Origin of the sequence: Collinsella aerofaciens, assembly GCF_041537385.1 — a bacterium.
Taxonomy (GTDB): Bacteria; Actinomycetota; Coriobacteriia; order Coriobacteriales; family Coriobacteriaceae; genus Collinsella; species Collinsella aerofaciens_BV.
The window spans coordinates 78,233-100,982 of sequence record NZ_JBGORS010000003.1; the positions used below are offsets into that span (position 1 = coordinate 78,233).

A 22,750-nucleotide genomic window follows, 5' to 3' on the forward strand; every position below is an offset into this window, starting at 1 on the left:
CCACCCGGCATCCCTTCCATAACGCACGGGTAAACAAAGGGAAATAGCGCCACCCACCGCGCAAGGAAGGACGCCACCATGGATCTCACGAAAACGGCTAGAGAAATTACCCGCCTCATGCTCCCCTACCTGACCACGCAGCAGAACCGCCAGCTCAAAAAGGTTTTATCGCACTGCCTTTTCGATGAAAACCAGTTAGCTGAGAACAGCGGCGACAGTGACAACAAATCATTCCTCGATCTTTTTCTGTCCGCGAAACGCCTCGAAGGTTGCTCGGATAGGACTGTCGCCTACTACGAAGCAACCATTAATAAACTGCTTGAATCGTTCGACACGCCAGCCTGCGACCTGGGAACCGAAGAGATTAGGTCCTATCTTTCCGACTATCAGCAAAAAGCCGGCGTCAGTCGCGTCACCGTCGACAATGTCCGAAGAATCATCTCAAGCTTCTACTCATGGCTCGAAGATGAAGACCATATCATCAAGAGTCCGGTTAGACGCATTAAAAGGGTCAAGGCCCCACAACCCATTAAGGAAACGTATAGCGATGAAGTCGTTGAGATTCTTTGTGATAACTGCGGGTCGCCCCGAAACCTTGCCCTGATCGACCTGTTGCGCTCCACGGGCATGCGTGTGGGCGAACTTGTCTCGTTGGACAGGAGCTCTGTCGACACCATCAATCGTGAGTGCATCGTACACGGCAAGGGAAATAAGGACCGCATCGTCTATTTTGACGCAAAGACTAAAGTCCATATCGAGAATTACCTGTCAACCCGAATGGACAGCTCGGAAGCACTCTTCGTGTCGAGCAAGGCGCCACACGAGAGGCTACAAATTGGCGGCGTCGAGGCGCTGCTTAGAAAACTGGGGCGCGAGCTTGATTTAGGAAGGGTCCACCCTCATAAGTTCAGAAGAACGCTTGCCACAAAGGCAATCGACAAAGGAATGCCCATCGAACAAGTCCAGGTGCTCCTTGGCCATAAAAAAATAGACACCACATTAAGGTACGCAATGGTCGACCAGCGCAATGTCAAAGCATCCCACCGCAGGTACCTAACTTAAATTTCGATTTGTCGATCGAAGTGGCGAAGTCAGCGAATTCTCTCTGGAGGGAAAACGGAGGCACAGGAATCTCAATTGATCGAATTTTCCTGGTACTTAAGGTGTGTAAACCTGAGGTATTGACCGCTTTAGCCATGATTTGTCTCCTTCCTTCGGAGGACGACAAGAAAGTTTGAACATAAAGCGGGAGGGCCTCGTCTCTTAGGCGAACTCGGATTAGGTGATTCTGATGGACGCAAGGATCAATTTGACCATTCCAAATTGCCGATCTTCCTATTTGTGTATCGCTGCCATTACCCTCAACAATTAACAAGTCGCCGGATATTAGCCTAACGGCTTCATACTCCTGTTCCGTCAGTCCAATGGTCTTCACTTCCGTTAGGTCAAGTTCATTGGGGAGAATATTGGCGACACGAAGGTATGGAAGCTGCAACTTCATGGCTTCTCGTTTTTTGTTCTTTGTAATCCCGCCCTGAATATCAGCTATGTCTTCAAGATGTTTTATCGGAATGCCAGGCTTATCGAACATCTCGACAAATTGTGATTTACAGACGCAGGATGTCTGAATGGGCGGCGATGCTCAGCTCATTTATCTCGGCAAATATGACGGTATAATCACAAGGGCTGTAATTTGTATTTTTGAGCTCATAGGTACCTGAATGACTGAAGAACCGATAAGTAAATCCGAGCTGGGAAACCACTTACTCGGAGCCTGCGATATCCTGCGTGGCCCCATCAACCAGGACGAGTACAAGAGCTACATCACACCGTTGCTCTTCTTCAAGCGCATCTCCGACGTCTACGACGAGGAGACCACCGAAGCTCTAGAGATGTCGGACGGAGACGAAGACTACGCCGCCCTGCCCGAAAACCACAGCTTCGCGGTGCCGGACGGCTGCCATTGGCAGGACGTGCGCAACACCGGCGCAAACGTCGGCAAGGCAATCGTAGACGCCATGGTAGGAATCGAACGAGCCAACCCCGATACCCTCAGCGGCCTCTTCAGTAGCTTCGACGATGCGAGCTGGACAGACAAAGGCAAGCTCTCCGACGAGCGCCTGAAGGACCTCGTCGAGCACTTCTCAGCAAAGAAGTTCGGCAACAGAAACTACAGCGCCGACATGATGGGCGACGCCTACGAATACCTGATCAAGAAGTTCGCCGACATGCAGAAGAAGAACGCCGGCGAGTTCTACACCCCGCGCGAAATCGTCAAGATGATGGTCTCCCTGCTTGAGCCGAAACCTGGCGAGACCGTCTATGACCCCGCCTGCGGCACGGGCGGTATGCTCATCGAAGCCGTGCGGCAGATGGACAACTCCAAGCTAGCTTACGGAAAGCTCTATGGCCAAGAGAAGAACCTCAGCACGTCCGCCATAGCGCGAATGAACCTGTATCTCCACGGCGCGAAGGACTTCCGCATCGCCCAGGGCGACACCCTGCGCGAGCCCGCCTTCCTTGCCGGGAACACCCTCAGGTCGTTCGACTGCGTCCTCGCCAATCCACCCTTCTCCCTTAAGAACTGGGGATCCGCAGAGTTCTCCTCGGACCCATGGGGCCGCAACATCTGGGGTGTCCCCACCGACAAGTCGGCGGACTTCGCATGGGTGCAGCATATGGTCTGCTCCATGGACGAGAAGAGCGGTCGCTGCGCCGTAGTGCTGCCCCAGGGCGCACTGTTCCACGGCGGCAAGGAGGGTGCCATCCGCAAGGAGTTGCTCAAGTCAGACAAGGTCGAGGCAGTGATCTCGCTCGCGAGCGGCGTCTTCTACAGCACCGGCGTCTCCGCCTGCGTGCTGTTCCTCCGGAATGACAAGCCTCCGGCGCATCGGGGCCGCGTCTGCATCATCGACGGTACCGAGATCTTCACCGCCCAGCGCGCGCAGAACATGATCACGGAGGAGAACGCTCAGGAGATGCTCTCCCTCTATCAATCCTACGAACCCGTCGTAGAGAAGTGCGCCATCGCGACGCTCGATGATATAGAGCGCGAGGGTTACGTGCTCTCGGCGAACAATTACGTCGAAAGAAGGCGCGAGGAGATCGAGCCGCCGGCGGAAACCAGGAAACGTTTCTACGACCTCCTTCGCCAGACGAGGAAGTCCGAGGAGAAGCTCCTTGAGCTGCTCTCAAAGGGAGGCTATGTCGATGGAGAGTAGAATCCCCCAGGAAGAGCTGAACAACCATCTATGGAACGCGGCGGTTCTGCTGCGCACCTACATCGATGCCGGCTCGTACAAGCAGTACATATTCCCGCTGCTATTCTTCAAGCGCCTCTCAGATGTTTACGACGAGGAGACCGCCGAGGCATTGGAAGCCTCTGACGGAGATGCGGAGTTCGCCGCCCTTCCCGAGAATCACAGCTTCGCAATCCCGGACGGCGCCCACTGGTGCGATGTCCGCGAGGCCACGGAAAACATCGGTAAGGCCATCGTGGGCGCCTTCCGCGCCATCGAGACGGCCAACGGTTCCAAGCTGCGTGGTATCTTCGGCGACGCCGCCTGGACTAACAAGAAACGACTTCCCGACCGCCTGCTCAAGGACCTCATCGAGCACTTCAGCGCTATAACGCTCTCCATCGCCAATTGCCCCGAGGACGAGCTCGGCCAGGGCTACGAGTACCTCATCAAGAAGTTTGCGGACGATTCTGGACACACCGCTCAAGAGTTCTACACCAATCGCACGGTCGTCCACCTAATGACCGAAATCCTCCAGCCCAGGCCCGGCGAGTCCATCTACGACCCCACCTGCGGCAGCGCCGGCATGCTCATCTCCTCCATTGCCCACCTCAAACAGCACGGAGAGGAATGGCGCAATGTTCACGCCTACGGACAGGAGATCAACCAGCTATCCTCCGCCATCGGACGCATGAACCTATTCCTGCACGGCGTCGAGGACTTCGAAATCGCAAACGACGACACGCTACGGCACCCAGCCTTCCTCGAGGCGGGAAAGCTGCGCACCTTCGATATGGTACTCGCTAACCCTCCCTACTCGATCAAACAATGGGACCGCGAGGCGTTCGCGTCGGACCCCTACGGCCGCAACTTCCTCGGCACCCCGCCGCAGGGACGAGCAGACTACGCCTTCATACAGCACATCCTCAAGAGTATGGACCCACACACAGGCAGGTGCTCCATTCTCCTCCCCCATGGCGTACTCTTCCGCAACGAGGAATCGGAGATGCGCGAAAGGCTCGTGAGAAGCGATCTCGTTGAGGCGGTCATCGGACTCGGCGCAAACCTCTTCTTCAACTCGCCCATGGAGGCCTGCATCCTCATCTGCCGCAGCGAGAAAGCGCCGAATCGAAGCAAGAAAATACTGTTCGTAGATGCCTCTGCCGAGGTAACCCGCAAGAACGCGCAAAGCTACCTTGAGCCTCAACACATCAAGAGAATCGTCGATGCCTACCGATCTGACGAGGACATCGAAGGGTTCTCATCCCACGCATCGTTTAGTGAGCTCGAGGGCAACGCCTTCTCGCTCTCCATCCCTCTGTACGTGAAGCCCTCCAATGATGAAAATGCTGACGACAGAAGCATCGAGGAGACGGTAGAAAGCTGGAGAGCCGCCTCCACAGAGGCCGCGTCCCTGCTCGATATTATTGCTGCGAAATTGCATGAAAACGATGGTGAGTAACATGACCCACGTTTGCCTGGGCGATGTGGCCCGCGAAATCAAACAGAAGGTCCCTGTAGACCAAGAACTGCCGACGGTCGGCCTTGAGCATCTGGACCCCGGCGAAGTCGAACTCGCCCATTGGGACGAAGGTGTCGAGACCACCTTCACTAAGGCTTTCTCAAAGGGGCAGGTGCTGTTCGGGCGTCGCAGGGCCTACCTGCGCAAAGCGGCCGTCGCCCCATTCGACGGAATCTGCTCTGGAGACATCACCGTCATCGCCCCCAAGGACAACCTCTCTCCGAGGCTGCTCCCGTTCATCATCCAGAACGACGCCCTATTCGAGCACGCCGTCACCAATTCGGCAGGCTCCCTCTCGCCAAGAGTCAAGTGGCAGAGCCTTTCGCAATTTGAATTCGAGCTTCCCAGCATCGCTAAGCAAGAAGATCTTGCCGACATACTCTGGACCGCACAAGAAACGAGGTCTCACTACAGGCAGCTGCTTACAGCCTGCGATGACGTCGTCAAATCACAATTTGTCGAAATGTTTGGGGATGAGAAATGGGGTTTCAAGCCCCTATCGGAGTGCGTTGATTCCATTGATACCGGTAAAAGTATGAATTGCGGAGAAGGCCCACGAGGAGTTGGTGGTTTTGGGGTCCTTAAGCTGAGCGCGCTATCTTCAGGTACTTTTGTCGCCTCCGAAAACAAAGTGATTTCTAAAGACAACTTCATGTCTATAAAAGAGGTCGAAAAGGGTGACCTCTTGTTTGCACGCAAAAATACGCCTGAGCTAGTTGGCACAACCGTTTATGTTCCAAACGAAGTGAGGGGCCTTATGTTTCCCGATCTCGTCTTTCGTATGAAACCGAAGGATGTCAACGCGCTGTATTTACTTGCGTACATGAGAAGTGACCGTGGCCTCGATTTAATTCAAGGCATGGCCCACGGATCGGCAAAATCCATGGTCAACATCCCTAAAACTCAGCTGGCAAGGCTGCCGGTTCCGGTTCCTCCGCTCGAGCTCCAACAGGAGTTCGCCGACTTCGTCGCCCAGGTCGACAAATCGAAATTTGCCGTACAAAAGGCCCTCGATGAGCTAAACGCCACGACGAAGAAAATCTTGAACCAGGAGTTAGGGCTCGGAAATGTTTAACGAGGACAACACCATCGAGCAAATGAGCGTCGAGGCGCTTGCCAGCCTTGGCTGGAGATACGTGGCTGCCGAAGACCTCCCACGCCGCCATGCCGACGTCATGGTCGAGCCCATGGTCAAGGACGCCCTCATCAGGCTTAACCCGGAGATTGCAGAAGACCCCGATCGCGCCGACGAGATCATCTACCGACTCAGGGCCCTCATTCAGTCCACAAGTCCGCAGAACCTGGTCTCCACCAACGAGCGGTTCAAAAAGCTCGTCATCGAGGAGAACTCATTCCCCTACGGCAAAGACGGCCGCATGGTCCCCATCCGCTTCTTTGGCACGGCGGCGGACGGCGATCTTGACAAAAACGAGTACATCGTCACCAACCAGTGGGTCTACCCCCAGGAACAGGGCGGCAAGCGCCTCGACCTCGTCCTTCTTGTCAATGGATTTCCGCTCGTCATCGGCGAGCTCAAGACGCCGGTGCGCGATTCGATAACCTGGCTCGACGGCGCTGGCGACATCGCTAAATATGAGAAGAGCATCCCGCAGATGTTCGTCTGTAGCGCCATCAACTTCGCCAGCGAAGGAAAATGCTATCGCTACGGGTCGGTGAACATGCCTCCCGAGATGTGGGGACCCTGGCATGAGGGCGACAAGAAGAGCGAGGGCACACTTGCCGACGTCAAGAGAAGCATGGCATCCATGCTCACCCCCTCGAACGTCATGGACATCTTCCAGTTCTTCACGCTCTTCGCCACCGACAAGAAGCATCGACGCATCAAGCTGATCTGTCGCTACCAACAGTTCGAGGGCGCGAACCTCATCGTGGACCGCGTCCGCGCAGGATACCCGAAGTGTGGCCTCATTTGGCATTTCCAGGGCTCAGGAAAGTCACTGCTCATGGTATTCGCCGCCCAGAAGCTGCGCATGGTCCCCGAACTCAAGAACCCGACCGTCGTCATCGTGGATGACCGAATCGACCTCGAGACCCAGATCACAGGGACCTTCAACGCATCCGATATCCCCAACCTCGCAAGCGCCGGCAGCAAGGAGGAGCTTGAGTCCTTCTTCAAGCAGGACATGAGAAAGGTCCTCATCACCACCATCTTCAAATTCGGCGAGGTTGCGGGGACGCTCAACGAGCGCGAGAACATCATCCTCATGGTCGACGAGGCGCACCGCACCCAAGAGGGCGACCTCGTCGAGAAGATGCGACTCGCCTTGCCAAACGCCTTCTTCTTCGGCTTGACCGGCACGCCCATCAACCGAACCGACAAGAACACGTTCCACACCTTCGGTGCCAAAGAGGACAAGTCCGGCTACATGAGCCGCTATTCCTTCGCCGACTCCATCCGCGACCACGCCACATTGCCGCTCCATTTTGAAACCGTTCCCGTCGAGCTCCACGTCAACCAAGAGGTCGTGAACGCCGCCTTTGACGAAATGACCCGAGACCTCAGCAAAGAGGACAAGGCGGAACTCACCAGGCGCGTCAAGATCGAAGCCGTCATGAAGGCCCCCGACCGCATTCACAAGGTGTGTGAACACATTGCCAAACACTTCAAATCGAAGGTTGAGCCCGACGGCTTCAAGGCGCAGGTAGTCTGCTACGACCGAGAGTGCTGCCTGCTGTATAAGGAGGAGCTCGACAAGCTCTTGGGCGCTGATGCAGTCACCATCGTCATGGACACGAACAACGACAAGGAGGACCGGTACAAGGCATATCGTCGCGATCGCGATGCCGAAGAAAAGCTCCTTGACCGTTTCCGCGACCCGGACGATCCACTCAAGATTCTCATCGTCACTGCAAAGCTGCTCACGGGGTTCGATGCGCCCATCCTGCAAACTCAGTACCTTGACAAGCCCTTGCGCGACCACACGCTGTTGCAGGCAATCTGTCGAACCAACCGCGTCTACAACGACAAGAAGACATTCGGTCTCATTGTCGACTATATCGGCCTCTTCGACAACGTCGCCAAGTCTCTGCACTTCGACGAGGCCGAGGTGCAGAAGGTTATAACCAACATCGACGAGGTAAAGGCCGAGCTACCCGGGCTTATGCATTGCTGTCTTGAGTACTTCTCAACGGTCAGAGACCGCCGCAGCGCGGATTGGGAGTCCCTTCTCGAAGCTCAACAATGCCTGCCAACGACAAAGGTGAAAGACCAGTTTGGGGCCGACTTCTCGGTCTTGAACAGAGCGTGGGAAGCCCTTTCGCCCGACGCATGTCTCAATCCCTACAAGCCCGATTTCATCTGGCTCTCGCAGGTCTACGATTCCGTGAGACCGGTAGACAATCGCGGGAAGCTCATCTGGGCAGCGCTCGGGCCCAAGACAATCGAGCTCGTGCACGAGAACATCACCGTCGAGAGAGTCCGAGACGATGACGACATCCTTGAGCTCGACGAGGACATGATCGAGCACTTCATCAACGACAAGAGCAATACCGAGAAGATCACGCGTAAGCTGGAGATAGATCTCGTCGCCCGAATCCGCAGGCACGATAAGAATGGCAAGTTCCAGAAGCTCGGCGAGCGCCTGGAGGACCTGAGGGAACGTCACGAGCAAGGTCTCATCAACAGCGTCGAGTTCCTCAAGATGCTCATCGACCTCGCCAAAGAAGCACGAGCCGCCGAAAAGGAAGTCGTGCCCGAGGAAGAGGGGGACAAGGGAAAGGCTGCTCTCACTGAGCTCTTTAACGGCATCAAGAACGGCGACACGCCTATCATCGTCGAGAACATCGTCAATGACATTGACGAGATCGTTAAGATAACTCGCTTCGACGGCTGGCAAGCTACCACGGCTGGCGTGAAAGAGGTTAAAAAACAGCTCCGTGCCATTCTGTGGATGCGCTATAAGCTCAAAGACCAGGCTCTTTTTGATAAGGCGTATTCGTATATCGAACTCTACTATTAGGTAACAGAAGACAGAGTTCTAGGGACGCTCCGCATTAACCATTTCATAGGATGTGGAGCGTCCCAATTTGAACGAGTAACGTCTTGCGATGGGCGAATGCTGCAGTCCCAATGGCTCGATAACCTTTTCTTAGTCTGGTGTTTAAGTCTTCACTAGAAGCCATCCACACTTTGTAGTTAATTGGTTCCTTCTTCACAGGCGAAACGACAATATTGTCTGCCCCGCCTACCTCCCCTCCGCCTTCAGCCTCAGCAGCAGGTCTCTCAGCTCGGGGCACTTGCTGGAAAGGCGCGTCTGGGGTCGCTCGCCCATCCCCCAACGCTGGCGGACTTCCTGCGCGTGCGGACTCACGCGGTAGTCCCCATCCATCATCTGCTTGAGCAGCTTGGCGGTCACGCGCGCATCGGCTAGGGCGCTGTGGGCGTGGCCCGTCGACTCGTCGAACTCGATACCAAACCACGTCGCCGCGTCACTCAAAGAGACGCACCCGTGGCTGCCCACGTCCATGATCGAGGTGTAAAACGCCTGCAGGTCGGCCCAGTCCGTAGGAAATGCGGCAAGGTCGATGTGTTTTGCCTGGCACTCGGTCAAAAGCTGTCGACGATCCGCCCCGCTCCAACGACCACCTGGGCGGAGTAGCGACCGATCCAATCGCTGAGCCTTTTGATCACCGCATAGAGCGGGTCGGCCATCGCGGTGTCCACGGCCGATATCCCCGTGAGCTCGCGGACGGGAAACGCAACGCCTTCGGTAAATTCTGTCTGCACAAACTGCGAGAACTCGCCTATAACGTTGCCGCGGTTATCGAGCTTGACGGCGCCGACCTCGATAATCTCATTGCGCAGTCCACGGCGCTGGCGCTGCTTTGGCACCGGCGCAAACTCAAAGTCCAGCACAATCTGGCGCGCAAAGTTCGTCGTATCGATAGCCGAGATACGCGGCGTCTTTTCAGCTGACACGGTTATGGCCTTTCTCCGTCAAATGCCGCTTACTACATAGGCGGCTACATTGCCGTAAGGACAGGCGCCCGTGCGGACATGAAATCGCACAGCATGGCTTTCCGGCATCCTTGCGTAAAGCCACACTTTGAGAGAATCACGTCACTGTTATTATCGAACATATATTCGTATTTATAGCAGTACTTTGATAGAGTTGCAGTTGTTGACGGCAGTTCCATGTGCCGGGCAGCGCCCTCCATGCGACGGGAGGTGATGCCCATGACCGATCTGACTGATTTCGTGAAGCTCCTGACCGCTTTGGTCTCGCTCCTCACGGCGCTTATCGGACTTACCGAGGCACTCAAGCAGCGTACGAAGCAGAAAAAGAGGGGTCGACGCCACTAAGGCATTGACCCCTTAATCGAAGTAACGGCGCTGCCCAGCTATCACCCTTGGGCTGCCGTCGACCTTATTCTACCCACGGCTGCCAGGTTTACCAAATGGATTTTCGGTAACGGAAGCACGGCACGCCCGCAAAACCACTACGCCCCAAGTGCCGCCATGGGGATCACCGCCACGCCGTCGTCGCGTGTGTAGGCAATGCTCCCCTTTCCAACCACGACTGCCAAAAACGCCGGCGCGGCATTCTGGGCGGCAGGATTGGAGAGCACTTTCCTCTCCAGCGCCTTGAGATTTCTCGCTCCATCGTCTGCTTTCGCATCACTCAGCTTGACCTCGATGGCTCCCCAGCGCCCGTCGTGCTCAACGTTCAGATCGACCTCAAGGCCCTTCTCATCTCGGAAATAATGGACACTGTTGTCGACACCGCCGTAGGTGGAAAGGAACACGCGCACGTCGCGCAGAACGAGGTTCTCAAAGAGCATCCCCAACGTTTGCATATCGCCAAGCAGCCGCTCAGGGATAGCCCCCAGCAACGCCGCCGCAAGTGACGGGTCGCAGAAGTAGCGCCTGGGGCGCACGCGAACGCGGGCCTTCGAGCGCATGAGCGGCTCCCATCCGCACAGGTCCTCGGTCAGCTTGAGCCTGTTGAAGAGATCCAGGTGCGCAGCGATGGTCCTCTCGTCGGGGCCCGCCTCACCGTACGAGGCGTCCTTTATAAGCGTCTTGTACGTGACAGCCTGGCTCTCGTTCATGGCAAGACCTCGCAAAAGGCCGTGTGCAAGCTCGGGCGATCATGCGATATGCGAAATTACGCCATTCCCAATGCTGTTTTTACGCTTCTTTCAATGTAGTTTTTACGCCAAGCATGCCATCCGGAAAGCGCGCCCCGTTCTGAGCCTGAATTCTGGGATGCACTTTCCGCTGAAGCTTCTACCGGAAAGCGAATCCCATTCTGAGCGGGGATTCTGGGACGTAGTTTCCGCATGCAGCCTCGTTGGGAAAGTTCATCCCGGTTTGGAGCCATAATCTGGGACACTGCTTCCGCCAGAGGTCCCAATCGGAAACGGCATCCCACTCTGGGGCCGAAATCTGGGACGCAGTTTCCGGTTGAGGGCTGTTCCGGAAAATGTATCCCATTCCGAGCGGCAATTCCAGGACGCAGTTTTCGCAGATACAAGATGACGATCCGCAGCCCTTATCGCATGCCTTCAAATATGCGATCCAGAACCACAAAACAGCAGATAGAATGCTCTTTTTCAAAAAAGTACACGTCCCGAAACTTACCAAGGCTTCATAACTAGCTACCGTTCACGGGCGCCGATTACCGCCCACCGATTCAAACAAGAAATACGTCGCCAAAAGCAGGCCATCTACCTGCATGGTTAGATTTTGATCAGCTTTTGGTCAGTTGAGCGGCAAGTTCCGGCTGATACGTTTTTGCTACCAAAAAGGAGGCGGTAGCTCATGACCCATCGCAATGACCAACTCATCGATCAGCTGCTAACCCAAGCCGAACAAGAGGGGCGCTGTCTGATTCCCCCGAGCACGGCGATCCGAAAAGCGCTCCTTCGGCGCACCGGCAGCACGGTCGTCTCGCCCATGCAGGGACTGTTCGCGCGCAAAATGCGCTGGAATGAACTCGACCGGGCGCAGCGTCATTGCGAGATTATTCGCGCCCTTGCGATCATCCACCCCGATTGGACGTTCTGCTCGTTTTCGGCAGCTTGCCTGCTGGGGCTCGAGGTCTCGTGGCGGCATCTGAACGTTGTACATGTCTGCAGCTCGACAAAGCCGTCGGCTCGTCCGGGCACGCATATTCAGCGGCACCAGGTCGAGCCGGCCGGAGCAACAAATCAAGCTGGCATATCGATAACGCCGCCCATCCAAACGGTCACAGATTGCCTGCTGCAAACTGGTTTTGCCGATGGTATGCCCATTGCCGATTCGGCGATCTCAAAGCTTGGTCTAACGCGAGAGCAGCTGATGGGAGCAGTCGAAAAACGAGCGGGCACTCGCAACGGTCGCGCGGTGCGCACTGCGCTCACCACGCTCCAATATGCTGACGCGCGTGCCGAGAGCGGTGGGGAATCGGTCGCTCGAGCCGTCATGATCGAAACGGGCTTTGCACCCGACCAGCTCCAATATAAGCTGACGGACCCCTTCGATTCGACCGAGACCATGCGAACGGACTTTGCCTGGGAGCGCCAGGCGCGGGAGCTCACATTGGGAGAACTCGACGGGTTCGTCAAGTATACCGACCAGGCCATGCTAGCCGGGCGCACCACCGCCGAGGCACTCGTTGCCGAACGACAGCGCGAGGCGCATCTATCGCTCTACGGTCACCCTCTGCTGCGCTTTACCATGAACGAGGTCCGCTCGGCAGGAATGCTCGCCAAAAAGCTGCAGACGGCAGGCATCCGGCAGACCGCGCTGCCGACATGGCTCAACGAGGTTGACCTGTAGGGACTGCTGAACTTATGCCCGCCTGCCCACCAAACTGGAACGCACTTTCCAGTTGGCAGCACCCGCGGAAACCATGTCCCAGATTGAGCGCTCAAAACGGGATGCGCTTTCCAGATGGCATGCCTAGCGGAAACTGCGTCCCAGATTGAACGCTCAGAATGGGACACGGCTTCCGCTTGAGAGCCGTTCCGGAAAGCGTGTCCCACTCTGGAGCCGAATTCCGGGATGCAGTTTCCGCTGAGGTTCCATCCGGAAACCGTGTCCCACTCCGAGCGTCAATTCTGGGATGGACTTTCCGCCAGAGGGTTCAGCCGGAAACGGCATCCCACTCTGAAGCGAAATTCTGGGACGCAGTTTCCGGTTGAGGGCCGTTCCGGAAAGTGTGCCCCATTCCAGGCGCGGATTCCGGGATGCACTTTCCGCTAGAGGCTCAAAAGGAAAGCGCATCCCATTTTGAGCGCCAATTCCGGGATGCTGCCTCCGCTCCAAACAAAAGGCCCCAGCTCGCGATGGAGCTGGGGCCAAAGGTGCAGCATATACAGTTGGTGTTGTGCGCGAACAGCCCATCAGCAATGCCGTCTGTGCCCTACCCTACCCGCGGTGACGGGCGCGGCTGTACGGCGTATCCACCATGGGCAGATCTGGACGCAGTTTGCCGTCAAACGCGCGATAGGCGTTCTGTACGGCGGGCGCCGTGGGGATCGTTGCAATCTCGCCGATGCCCTTGCCGCCGTATGCCACGGGCAGCAGCTCGTCCTTCTCCACGTAGATGGCGTGGATATCCGGGATCTCGGGCGCACGGAACAGTCCGAGCGTGCCGTACCTTGCCTGGGGCACGCAGTCCTTGAGCGGCCAATCCTCGGTAAGCGCATAGCCCATACCCATGAGCACGCCGCCTTCGATCTGACCCTGGATGGAGATGGGGTTGACCACCTTGCCGGAATCGTGCGCGGCATAGACCTCGCTCACGCGGCCGTCGTCGTCCAAAATGACCACATGCGTGGCAAAGCCGTAGCAGATGTGACTCTTGGGGTTGGGAACGTCGGCGCCCAGCTTGTCGGTCGGCTCCAGGTACACGTAGCCAAACTCGCATCCCTCGAGCGCCTTGATGGCAGCCGCGGGATCCTGAGGATGCATACCCTGGCCGGCGACGAGCTCCTGCGTGCGCAGCTGATAGGCGCGACCGTCGTCGTACTCGATCTTGACGCCGTCACCATGGGCGCTCACCGGGGCGGTAGGCGCAGGCTTGCCAGCCTCGATGTCAAGCATGGCATCGCGCAGCAGGAAGGCGGCACCGCGCACGGCCTCGCCGGTCACGACCGTCTGACGCGAGCCAGACGTGGTGCCGGAGTCGGGTGCGTTCTCGGTGGAGCACTCCCCGTTGGCGATGCAGCGAAGCGGCAGGCCGCATGCCTCGGCAACGTCCTGCAAAAAGACGGTGTTGCAGCCCTGGCCGATGTCGGACGTGGCGGCATAGACCGTGGCCACGCCGTTCTCGACGCGAATCTTGCAGCGGCCGGCATCGGGCAGACCCACGCCCACGCCGGCGTTCTTCATGGCGCAGGCGATACCGGCGTGTCCGGGATGTGCGTAGTAGGCGTCCTTGACCTCGAGCAGCGTCTCCTTAAGCGCCGTGGAGCAATCGGCAATCTGGCCGTTGGGCAGAACCTCACCCGGCTCGATAGCGTTTCTGTAACGAATCTCCCACGGATCCAGGCCGACCTTCTCGGCCAGCAGGTCGATCAGGCTCTCGAGCGCAAACTCGGACTGGCACACGCCAAAGCCGCGGTACGCGCCGGCGGGCGGGTTGTTGGTGTAGTAGCCAAAGCCGCGGATGTCGGTGTTCTGGTACTTGTAGGGGCCGACGGCATGCGTGCAGGCGCGCTCGAGCACCGGACCGCACAGCGACGCGTAGGCGCCGGTGTCAAAGTTGATCTCGCAGTCCAGACCGGTAAAGTTGCCCTCGGCGTCGCAACCCAACGTAAAGGTGCCGTCCATGGCATGGCGCTTGGGATGGAAGGCAAGCGACTCGGCACGCGTGAGCTTGCACTTCACAGGACGCTGGAACTTATATGCGGCGAGCGCGGCCAGGTGCTGGATCGAAACGTCCTCCTTACCGCCAAAGCCGCCGCCCACGAGCATGGTCTCGACGACCACACGCTCGGGTTCGTTATCCCAGCCAAACATGTGGGCACACTCTTTGCGCGTGTCGTAGGCACCCTGGTCGGTCGACTGCACCTTGACGCCGTTCTTGTACGGGAAGGCAACGGCGCACTCGGGCTCCAAGAAGGCATGCTCGGTAAAGGGCGTGGTAAAGCGCTGCGTCACGGTAAACGCGCTCTCTGCCAGCGCCTTGGCGGCGTCGCCGCGCGTCACGTGGCGGCTCTGGCACACGTTGTCCTTGAGCTCCACCGTGTTGCCAAAGGCAAAGAAGCTGTCGTGCAGACGCGGTGCGTCGGCGGCCTTGGCCTCGGCGATGTTGCGCACAGGCTCCAGAGGCTCGTAATCGATCTTTACGAGCTTCTTGGCCTTCTCGAGCGTCGCCTCGTCCTCGGCGACCACCAGCACGATGGCGTCACCCACGCAGCGGGTGATATCACCTTGGGCGATCATGACGTCCCAGTCCTGGATAAGGTGGCCGACCTGGTTGACTGGCACGTCCTCGGCGCGCAGAATGCCCACCACGCCGGGCAGGGCCTCGGCCTTGGAGGTATCGATGGAGAGCACACGGGCGCGCGGATACTTGGAGCGAACGGCGCTGGCATAGGTCAGGCCCGGCTGATCGAGCTCGTCGATGTCGTCGGGATACTTGCCCTCGCCGAGCACCTTCTTGCGCACGTCGATGCGGAAGGCGCGCTTGCCCACGCCGTAGTCGTCGCCGCGCTCCAAGTCCTCGTCGATCTGCTTTTCGCCGCGGAGCACCGCGGCCGCCAGCGAAATGCCCTCGATGATCTTTTTGTAGCCGGTGCAACGGCAGACGTTGCCGCGTATGGCGTACTTGATCTGCTCCTCGGTAGGCTCGGGATCCTCGGCGATGAGCGCTGCACCCGCCATGACCATGCCGGGGATGCAAAAACCGCACTGCACGGCGCCCACGGCGCCAAAGGCGTACACAAAGGCCTCGCGCACGTCCTCGGGCAGGCCCTCGACAGTCACGATATTGCGGCCGGCGGCAAGCGCGGTGGTCAGTACGCAGGCTTTGACGGCCGCACCGTCCACATGGATGGTGCAGGTGCCGCAGGCGCCCTCGGAGCAGCCATCCTTGGCGGAATGGATGTGTAGGTCATCGCGCAGATAGCGCAGCAGCGGTTTATTTTGGGTCGTCGTGCGCTCGACGCCGTTAACGGTAAAGGTGAATTCCTGTGCCATGGTGATTCCCTTCTACACGCCGGCGGCGATGCCGGTGCGGTCGTGAATGGCGCCATGCGGGCAGACGACGGCGCACATGCCGCACGACAGGCAGTCCGCGCCGTCGATATGGGCGCAGTTGTCCTCGATGCGAATAGCGCCGGCAGGGCACTTTTTAGCGCACATGCCGCAACCGATGCAGCTGGTGTCGCATATCTTGCGGGCGATGGCGCCCTTATCGGTGTTGTTGCAGCGCACCAGGATATTCTGGTAGCCGGGGACGAAGGCAATCACGCGCTGCGGGCACGCCATGCCGCACAGGCCACAGCCCGTGCACTTTGAGCGATCCACGCGGGCGATGCCATCGACCAGCGCAATGGCGCCGTGGGGGCAGGCCGTGACGCAGGCGCCACAGCCAATGCAGCCTTCGCTGCAGCGGGCGTCGCCGCCTGCGGAGGCACAACCGCTTCCGCAGGCAACGTAGGCCACGTTATGTTGAATGGATTTGGCCATAAGAGACTCGCCTATTTCTTAAGAAGGTACGGATAGTTGTCGCGCACGGCCTTGATGGTCAGGCGGACGGCCTCGGGAAGGCCGGTGTTGACGGCATCGACCGAGACGGTGCGGACCGTGCCGGCGACGCGGACCTTAAAGTGGTCCTCGTCCACGGCCAGGAAGCCCTCGTTCTCGGAGTTCTCCATGTCCTGCTCGCTCCAGAACAGGGTGAGCTTGTCCTTGTAGGGACGGCCCTCCTGGTAGGGGCAGAACACGGCGCAGTTGCCGCACTCGTTGCACATACCGTCGACGTGGACGACCTGATGCTTGGCCAGGCCCGGCACCTTAATGGCCACGTTGGCGCGGTTGGGGCACACGTCGCAGCAGACCTCGCACACCGAGCCGCAGCCCAGGCAGCGGGTCTTGGTGCAGTTGCGCTTGTCGCGGCACAGCGACCCCTTGCGCTCGTAGCAGGTGTCCTCGCGGCCAGCCTGCTCGTTGCAATCGGCGTACTTGTTAAAGTCAACGCCGGCGATGGCACGGGCGACCTCGGCGGCGTCGGCGATAGCCTCGACCACGGTGGCAGGACCGCGACGGCAGTCACCTGCAGCCCAGACGCCCTCGACGCCGGTGGAGGTGGCGGCAAGGCGGCCGCGACGGTCGTGCTCGACGCCCGCGGCATCGTACAGGCTGGCATCGATGCCCTCGCCCACGGCGCAGATCACCGTGGTGGCGGGAAGCTCAACGGTCTCGCCCGTGGCGACAGGGCTGCGACGGCCGCTTGCATCCGGCTCGCCAAGCTCCATAACATCGCAGGTCAGCACGGCGCCGTTAAGTGCCTTGGGCGCCAGCAGCTCGCAGAACTCAACGCCATCGGCAAGAGCAAGATCGAGCTCTTCCTCGTCGGCGGGCATCTGCTTCTTGGTGCGGCGATACACCAGGCGCACGTTCTTCACACCAGCCAGGCGCTTGGCCACGCGGGCCGCATCCATGGCGGTGTTGCCGGCGCCAATGACTACGACGTCCTCGCCCAGCTCGAGCTTCTCGCCCTTCTTGGCGGTCTCGAGGAACTCCAGCACATCGAGCTCGGCACCCTCGCCCAGGCCCGCAGAGCCGGGCATCCAGGCACCGGTGGCCACGACCACGTCGGTAAAGCCCTGGGCCTTGAGCTCGTCGATGGACTCCACGCGGGCGTTGAGCTGAACCTTGGCGCCAAAGGCCAGGCAGAGCTCGGCATCGTGCGAGATATCGTCGCTGGCGATACGGAACTCGGGGATCACGTGACGGACCACGCCGCCGAGCGAATCGCGGGCCTCAAAGATGGTAACGGGCACGCCGGCGCGCGTCAGGAAGAACGCCGTCGCCAGACCGGCAGGGCCGCCGCCGATAACGGCAACGTTGCGCTCGCCGTCGTTGGCGGTGGCCTGGGCGCGCAGCTTGGGCAGCACGGCGGTCATGGCCTCGCGGGCGGCCTTGAGCTTGCTGGCGCGGATCTGGGCGCCCTCGGGCTCGTAGAACGCGCGCTCGCAGGCACGGCCGCAGGGATGCGGGCAGATGGTGCCGGTAATGAACGGCAGGGCGTTGCGCTCGATGATGATGTTGAGTGCGTCCTCGAAGCGGCCCTCGTCAACGGCCGCCAGGTAGGCGGGAATATCCTGCTGGATGGGGCAGCTCGTGCGGCACGGCGTGGTAAAGCAGTCGGAAAGCGGGCTCTTGCCGGCGACCTTGCGATCGGGCAGCGGGCGCAGCGGCTTCTTGTAGAGCGGGTTGGTGAGCGAGTCGGTCTGGATCGCGGTCACGGCGTCGAGAGAGACACCCGCGAACGGCTTGCCGTCCAGGTCGGTAAACTCGCCGGCCATCTGGCCAAAGCGCTCGTAGCCACCGGGCTTGAGCACGTCGGTCGCCAGGGTGACGGGCCAAATGCCGGCGTCATACAGGGCGCGGATGTTGTAGACCGTGGCGCCACCGGAGTAGCTGATGCGCAGTTTGCCATCGAACTGCTCGGTAATGCGGCGGGCAGCCTCAATGGTCAGTGAGAACAGCGAACGGCCGGACATGTACATCTCGGTGGAGGGCAGCTCGTTCCTCGTCACGTCGACGGGGAACGTGTTGGTCAGCTTGACGCCAAACTCCAGGCCGCGCTCGGCGCACAGGGCGATGAGGCGCTCGAACATAGGCACGGCGTCGACCCACTGCAGGTCCTCGCGGAAGTGCGTGTCATCGAAGACGATGTAGTCGAAGCCCAGCTCGTTGAGGCGCTGGCGGGCAAACTCATAGCCCAGCAGCGTGGGGTTGCACTTGATGTAGGTGTTGAGGCCCTTCTCGGTGATGAGGTAGGTCGCGATGCGCTCGATCTCGGCGGGCGGGCAGCCATGCAGCGTGGACTCGGTGATGGAGTTGGAGACGCGCGCCGGGATGGACTCGACAAACGCGGCGTCGACATGCTCAAACTTGTCCAAGTTGGCGAGCGCCCACGTGCGGCACTCGTTCCAGACGTCGGAGCCGCTGGCGTCCTTCATGCCCTCGATATAGGCGTCGACCTTGGGGCTCTTGATGCCCTCTAGGTCATAGCCCACGGACATGTTGAAGACAAAGCCGTCCGGGCTGCCCAGGCCGTACTCGCGAGCGATCAGGTGGCAGGCAAACCATGCCTTCACGTACTCGGCAAAAGCCTGCGGAACCTCGAGCTCGGTCGACCACTCGCAGTTGTAGCACTCGTCCTGTGCCACAATGCAGGGCTTGTTCACACACTTGGAGAGTTCCTCGCCGTCCATAACCTGAACGGTCTTGAGCTCAAAGAAGCGAGAACCGGCCACGTAGGATGCCACGATGTTCTGGGCAAGCTGCGTGTTGGGACCGGCGGCCGGGCCAAACGGGGTCTCGATGCGCTCGTCAAAAATGGGAAGCGCGCCCTCCTGGTTGGCCGTGACCATCTTGCGCACGCCAAAGACGGCGCCCTGAGTCTTGTGCTCCTCGATGATCCAGTTCATCAGCTGCGAAAACGGGATCGGCCTCATGATGTCGCTCATAATGAGCTCCTCTCTGTAACGCCCGGCGAGACCGCGCGGCGGGCGCAAATACGGTGTAGCGCTAGCACAGCGCCGGCGACCCCGCGGAGGCCGCCTATACGCGCGTCGGATGCGGCGAAACATCCGACGCGCGTGAATCTACTTGTAATTAGTAGGCGCGATCGTTGAGCGTGCTCCAGAGCTTCTTGGACTCAGCCATGGTCCACGCGTTGATCTTGTCCTCATCAATACCGACAAACTCGCGATCCTTGTACAGGACGCGGCCGTTGATGATGGTGGTGCGGCAGTTTTTGCCCATCATGCCAAAGAGCATGTGGCCGTCGATATTCTCCTCGCTCAGCGGCGTAAAGGGCTTGTAGTCCATGACGATGACGTCGGCGGCAGCGCCGGCCTCGAGCACACCGAGCTTGCGATCGAAGTACTTGCTCGCCATCTTGGCGTTGTTCTCGAACAGCATGGTCATGGCCTCGCACCAGCCCACGTTGGGCATGGCGGCGTTGTGACGCTGAATGATCAGGAAGACCTTAAGGCTCTCGAGCATATCGTGGGTGTAGGCGTCGGTGCCCATGCACACGGGGATGCCGCGGCGGAAGAACTCGAGCACGGGGGCGCAGCCCACGGCGTTGCCCATATTGGATTCGGGGTTGTTGACGAGCCAGGTGCCGGACTCCTTGACGATATCCATCTCGGCAGGCGTCACGTGGATGCAGTGGCCCAGCATGGTGTCGGGACCCAGCAGGTTGTGCTGCAGCAGGCGCTCGACCGGGCTGATGCCACCGCGGTTGAGGCGGGAATCCCACACGTCGTTCATGCCCTCGCACACATGGATGTGGAAGCCGGTCAGGCCGTTGTTGGCCTCGGCCATCTTGTCCATGGTCTCGTCCGAAAGCGTAAAGGTGGCATGTCCGCCAAACATGGCGGCGATCATGTGGTTGTCGTTATCGCGACGCTCCTTGGCGGCCCACTGGGCAAATTCGGCGTTCTCGGCAATGGCCTGGTCGCATTTTTGCTGGCCGCGGCGATCAGAGACCTCGTAGCACAGGCACGAACGCATACCCAGCTCCTGAGCTGCGTCCTTAATGGTGAAGAGGCTTCCCGGGATCTCGCAGAAGCTCGCATGGTGATCGAAGATCGTGGTGACGCCATCGCGGATGGAGTCAAGAATCGTGGCGTAGGCGCTGGCCTTGGTGCCGTCGAGCGTCAGGTTGTCGTCAATCTTCCACCACTGCTGCTCAAGATTCTCCAGGAAGTTGGTGGGGTTGCAGCCCTTAATGGCAAGGCCGCGGGCCAGACCCGAGTAGATGTGGGTGTGGCAGTTGATGAGTCCGGGCATGATGAGGTTGCCCTGGGCGTCGACGTACTCGGCATCCGGGTACTTGGCCTTGAGCTCGCACTCGGGGCCCACTTCGACGATCGTATCTCCGTCAATGGCGACCGCACCGTTTGGAATGAACGGGGTCTGAGCGTTGCGGGTAAAGACGGAACCGTTAGCGACCAGAAGCATGGATGCTCCCTTCGACATCAGGGGCGGGGTTTGACACCTCTGACATGGCGGAGTGCGAAGCGCCGGCCTACACCGGAAACGGGCCCTCTCCCGTCAACGCTTCACCAAAGGGACAAACCCTTTGAAGTGCGGCTTGGCGCCGCATGACGTCGGCGGACGAGGCGATGCGTCCGCCGACGAATAGCACCGAATTGGTTACTTCTTGCTCTCGGGCAAGACCAGATCCACGGCAGCGTCCTTGGCAGCATCGATGTGCTGAGCCACGACCGGCGTCTGCGGAAGGATCAGGTTAAGGACAATGGCCATGATGGCGGTGGGGGTTACGGCATTGGAGCCGATGACGGTGGACACCCAGGCGGGCATACCCTCGCCGGCAAGGCAGCCGCTGGCCATCCAGATACCCAGGCCGAAGACGACGGAGGTACCGACGATGGTGGTAGTGCGCTGCGTGAGGCCCTCGCGGGTGAACATGCGCACGCCGTTCATGGTGATGGTGCCAAAGACGCCGACGGTCGCGCCACCGATGACGGGCTGCGGGATAGCGGAAAGGACGGCAGAGAGCTGCGGGAACAGACCGGCGATGGCAAAGACGGCCGCGATGATCACAAAGACCCACTTGTTGACGACCTTGTTGGAGCAGATGATGCCCACGTTCTGGCCAAGGGCGCTGGTGGGAAGACCGCCCAGCAGGCCGCCGACCATAGAGGTGAGGCCCTGGGACACGATAGCGCCGGAGAGCTCGCGCTCGGTGGGCATACGGTCGATGGAGCCCAGGCAGGCGGCGGAGACGTCACCGATAACCTGAATAGCAACCATGGGGAACACGACGGCGAGGGTAATGCAGACCTCGGGATCAAACTCGAGCGCGTAGGGCATGAGCTTGGGAAGGGCGAAGACCTGAGCGGTGGCGACGCTGGAGAAGTCGATCATGCCAAAGGGGATGGAGACGATCATGCCGACGATCATGCCAAAGAACACGGATCCCAGCTTGAGCGTGCCCTTGCCAAAGTTGGCGAGCGCAAAGACCACGGCGAAGGTGATAAGAGCGACACACCAGGCCTGCGGGGTGCCCCACAGCGGCGTACCCATACCGCCGGCCATATACTTGACGGCCGTGGGATACAGCGAAACGCCGATGGAGAAGATGACCGTACCGGTCACGACGGGCGGGAACAGCCACTTGATCTTGCTGTAGGCCAGACCAAAGAGGACTGCGACGGCGCCGCCGACGATCTCGCCGCCCAGCAGCGCACCAAAGCTAAAGCCCGAGGCACCCATGGCCTGCAGGGCCGGCAGGAACGCGAACGAAACGCCCATGACGATGGGCAGGCCGCCGCCGATGCGACGGAAGGGAGCGAAGGCCTGAAGGGCCGTATCGATCGCCGAAAGAATGAGCGCGACCTGGATGATGTCGGTGCTCTGCTGGCTATTAAAGCCGTAGACGCCGGCCATGATGACCGCCGGGGTAATGATGCCGGCAAACGATGCCAGTACGTGCTGAAGGGCACACGGGATCATTTCCTTAACGGGAGGCATGCCTTCGCGAGTGAACAGGGCTTCAGTGCCGTTCGTAACCGTCTCCTGGGTCATTTGACCACCAATCCTCGAAGTAGTTGTTTTCGCATCTAACGCTCTATTGTGACGCAGCGCGGGGTTGAGGTTGTGCCTTCATTGCATATCGTATTAAAGATGATTCTCATTCTCAATAATAATTTTTTGTTATCAGACTATTCTTCAGCTGAAATAACGCATTTCCGCAGGTCAGGAAAGTGTCTGGTCAAAATAACATCTAACTTTTCTTTTGGTCAACCGTTTACCGCCAAATATCTA

The 22,750-nt window shown here is 59.2% G+C and carries 16 protein-coding genes; 7 read left to right on the top strand and 9 right to left on the bottom strand.

What is annotated here, in order from left to right:
- Positions 1 to 78 precede the first annotated feature (78 nt).
- Positions 79 to 1,062, top strand: a complete 984-nt coding sequence (gene xerA / locus ACEG18_RS05575; protein ID WP_195232258.1) for a site-specific tyrosine recombinase/integron integrase — start codon at positions 79 to 81, stop codon at positions 1,060 to 1,062.
- Here the strand turns inward: xerA and ACEG18_RS05580 are convergent.
- Positions 1,031 to 1,591, bottom strand: coding sequence for a restriction endonuclease subunit S (locus ACEG18_RS05580; protein ID WP_368144021.1), 561 nt, complete (start codon positions 1,589 to 1,591; stop codon positions 1,031 to 1,033). The two genes, xerA and ACEG18_RS05580, sit on opposite strands and share 32 nt — an antisense overlap.
- Before the next feature lie 130 nt (positions 1,592 to 1,721).
- Between ACEG18_RS05580 and ACEG18_RS05585 the strand changes: the two genes are divergently transcribed.
- Genes ACEG18_RS05585 through ACEG18_RS05600 form a run of 4 tightly spaced genes read left to right on the top strand, consistent with a single transcriptional unit; the run spans position 1,722 to position 8,741 of the window.
- A complete protein-coding gene (locus ACEG18_RS05585) occupies positions 1,722 to 3,221 on the top strand; it encodes a type I restriction-modification system subunit M (RefSeq protein WP_195232264.1) in 1,500 nt (499 codons plus the stop codon).
- Positions 3,211 to 4,701, top strand: coding sequence for a type I restriction-modification system subunit M (locus tag ACEG18_RS05590; protein ID WP_195232266.1), 1,491 nt, complete (start codon positions 3,211 to 3,213; stop codon positions 4,699 to 4,701). Before ACEG18_RS05585 ends, ACEG18_RS05590 begins: the two co-directional genes overlap by 11 nt.
- Position 4,702: 1 nt before the next feature.
- Entirely contained in the window at positions 4,703 to 5,836 is a 1,134-nt protein-coding gene (locus ACEG18_RS05595) for a restriction endonuclease subunit S (RefSeq protein ID WP_271748016.1), read from the top strand.
- Positions 5,829 to 8,741 carry a type I restriction endonuclease subunit R gene (locus tag ACEG18_RS05600; RefSeq protein ID WP_372541669.1) on the top strand — a complete coding sequence of 971 codons (2,913 nt, stop codon included), beginning with the start codon at positions 5,829 to 5,831 and terminating at the stop codon, positions 8,739 to 8,741. Before ACEG18_RS05595 ends, ACEG18_RS05600 begins: the two co-directional genes overlap by 8 nt.
- A gap of 225 nt (positions 8,742 to 8,966) precedes the next feature.
- Here ACEG18_RS05600 and ACEG18_RS05605 read toward each other — a convergent pair whose 3' ends face one another.
- Entirely contained in the window at positions 8,967 to 9,332 is a 366-nt protein-coding gene (locus tag ACEG18_RS05605; RefSeq protein WP_195232275.1) for a 3'-5' exonuclease family protein, read from the bottom strand.
- Positions 9,329 to 9,700 carry an exonuclease domain-containing protein gene (locus ACEG18_RS05610; RefSeq protein WP_195232277.1) on the bottom strand — a complete coding sequence of 124 codons (372 nt, stop codon included), beginning with the start codon at positions 9,698 to 9,700 and terminating at the stop codon, positions 9,329 to 9,331. Before ACEG18_RS05610 ends, ACEG18_RS05605 begins: the two co-directional genes overlap by 4 nt.
- A 258-nt stretch (positions 9,701 to 9,958) precedes the next feature.
- Here ACEG18_RS05610 and ACEG18_RS05615 point away from each other — a divergent pair, with 258 nt between their 5' ends.
- Positions 9,959 to 10,084, top strand: coding sequence for a hypothetical protein (locus tag ACEG18_RS05615; RefSeq protein ID WP_255413426.1), 126 nt, complete (start codon positions 9,959 to 9,961; stop codon positions 10,082 to 10,084).
- A 137-nt stretch (positions 10,085 to 10,221) separates the two neighbouring features.
- Here the strand turns inward: ACEG18_RS05615 and ACEG18_RS05620 are convergent, their stop codons facing one another.
- Positions 10,222 to 10,848 (bottom strand): DUF4143 domain-containing protein, encoded by a 627-nt coding sequence (locus ACEG18_RS05620; protein ID WP_505442470.1) that lies wholly within the window; start codon positions 10,846 to 10,848, stop codon positions 10,222 to 10,224.
- A 697-nt stretch (positions 10,849 to 11,545) separates the two neighbouring features.
- On the opposite strand from ACEG18_RS05620, the gene ACEG18_RS05625 reads away from it, so the two are divergent.
- On the top strand, positions 11,546 to 12,544 hold the full coding sequence (locus tag ACEG18_RS05625; RefSeq protein WP_372541672.1) for a hypothetical protein: 999 nt from the start codon (positions 11,546 to 11,548) through the stop codon (positions 12,542 to 12,544).
- Positions 12,545 to 13,135: 591 nt separating this feature from the next.
- Here ACEG18_RS05625 and xdh read toward each other — a convergent pair.
- The 5 genes from xdh to ACEG18_RS05650 form a co-directional block, all read right to left on the bottom strand.
- On the bottom strand, positions 13,136 to 15,913 hold the full coding sequence (gene xdh / locus ACEG18_RS05630) for a selenium-dependent xanthine dehydrogenase (RefSeq protein ID WP_372541674.1): 2,778 nt from the start codon (positions 15,911 to 15,913) through the stop codon (positions 13,136 to 13,138).
- A 12-nt stretch (positions 15,914 to 15,925) separates the two neighbouring features.
- Positions 15,926 to 16,405, bottom strand: coding sequence for a 4Fe-4S binding protein (locus tag ACEG18_RS05635; protein ID WP_055252516.1), 480 nt, complete (start codon positions 16,403 to 16,405; stop codon positions 15,926 to 15,928).
- Between the two features lie 11 nt (positions 16,406 to 16,416).
- Positions 16,417 to 19,416: a putative selenate reductase subunit YgfK gene (ygfK, locus tag ACEG18_RS05640; RefSeq protein ID WP_372541676.1), complete on the bottom strand. Its 3,000-nt coding sequence runs from the start codon at positions 19,414 to 19,416 to the stop codon at positions 16,417 to 16,419.
- Positions 19,417 to 19,564: 148 nt separating this feature from the next.
- The gene (gene ssnA / locus ACEG18_RS05645) at positions 19,565 to 20,920 is read right to left on the bottom strand and encodes a putative aminohydrolase SsnA (protein WP_372541677.1); all 1,356 of its coding nucleotides are present in this window, start codon (positions 20,918 to 20,920) and stop codon (positions 19,565 to 19,567) included.
- Positions 20,921 to 21,115: 195 nt separating this feature from the next.
- Positions 21,116 to 22,510, bottom strand: a complete 1,395-nt coding sequence (locus tag ACEG18_RS05650) for a uracil-xanthine permease family protein (protein ID WP_055285183.1) — start codon at positions 22,508 to 22,510, stop codon at positions 21,116 to 21,118.
- Between the last annotated feature and the right edge of the window lie 240 nt (positions 22,511 to 22,750).

What these genes read in the sequence shown, in the direction of transcription:
- xdh (WP_372541674.1), bottom strand. Translation starts at nt 15,913, where the DNA reads ATGGCACAGGAATTCACCTTTACCGTTAACGGCGTCGAGCGCACGACG.
- ACEG18_RS05635 (WP_055252516.1), bottom strand. Translation starts at nt 16,405, where the DNA reads ATGGCCAAATCCATTCAACATAACGTGGCCTACGTTGCCTGCGGAAGC.
- ACEG18_RS05585 (WP_195232264.1), top strand. Translation starts at nt 1,722, where the DNA reads ATGACTGAAGAACCGATAAGTAAATCCGAGCTGGGAAACCACTTACTC.
- ACEG18_RS05650 (WP_055285183.1), bottom strand. Translation starts at nt 22,510, where the DNA reads ATGACCCAGGAGACGGTTACGAACGGCACTGAAGCCCTGTTCACTCGC.
- ACEG18_RS05615 (WP_255413426.1), top strand. Translation starts at nt 9,959, where the DNA reads ATGACCGATCTGACTGATTTCGTGAAGCTCCTGACCGCTTTGGTCTCG.
- ssnA (WP_372541677.1), bottom strand. Translation starts at nt 20,920, where the DNA reads ATGCTTCTGGTCGCTAACGGTTCCGTCTTTACCCGCAACGCTCAGACC.
- ACEG18_RS05625 (WP_372541672.1), top strand. Translation starts at nt 11,546, where the DNA reads ATGACCCATCGCAATGACCAACTCATCGATCAGCTGCTAACCCAAGCC.
- ACEG18_RS05595 (WP_271748016.1), top strand. Translation starts at nt 4,703, where the DNA reads ATGACCCACGTTTGCCTGGGCGATGTGGCCCGCGAAATCAAACAGAAG.
- ACEG18_RS05580 (WP_368144021.1), bottom strand. Translation starts at nt 1,591, where the DNA reads ATGTTCGATAAGCCTGGCATTCCGATAAAACATCTTGAAGACATAGCT.
- ACEG18_RS05590 (WP_195232266.1), top strand. Translation starts at nt 3,211, where the DNA reads ATGGAGAGTAGAATCCCCCAGGAAGAGCTGAACAACCATCTATGGAAC.
- ACEG18_RS05600 (WP_372541669.1), top strand. Translation starts at nt 5,829, where the DNA reads ATGTTTAACGAGGACAACACCATCGAGCAAATGAGCGTCGAGGCGCTT.
- ygfK (WP_372541676.1), bottom strand. Translation starts at nt 19,416, where the DNA reads ATGAGCGACATCATGAGGCCGATCCCGTTTTCGCAGCTGATGAACTGG.
- xerA (WP_195232258.1), top strand. Translation starts at nt 79, where the DNA reads ATGGATCTCACGAAAACGGCTAGAGAAATTACCCGCCTCATGCTCCCC.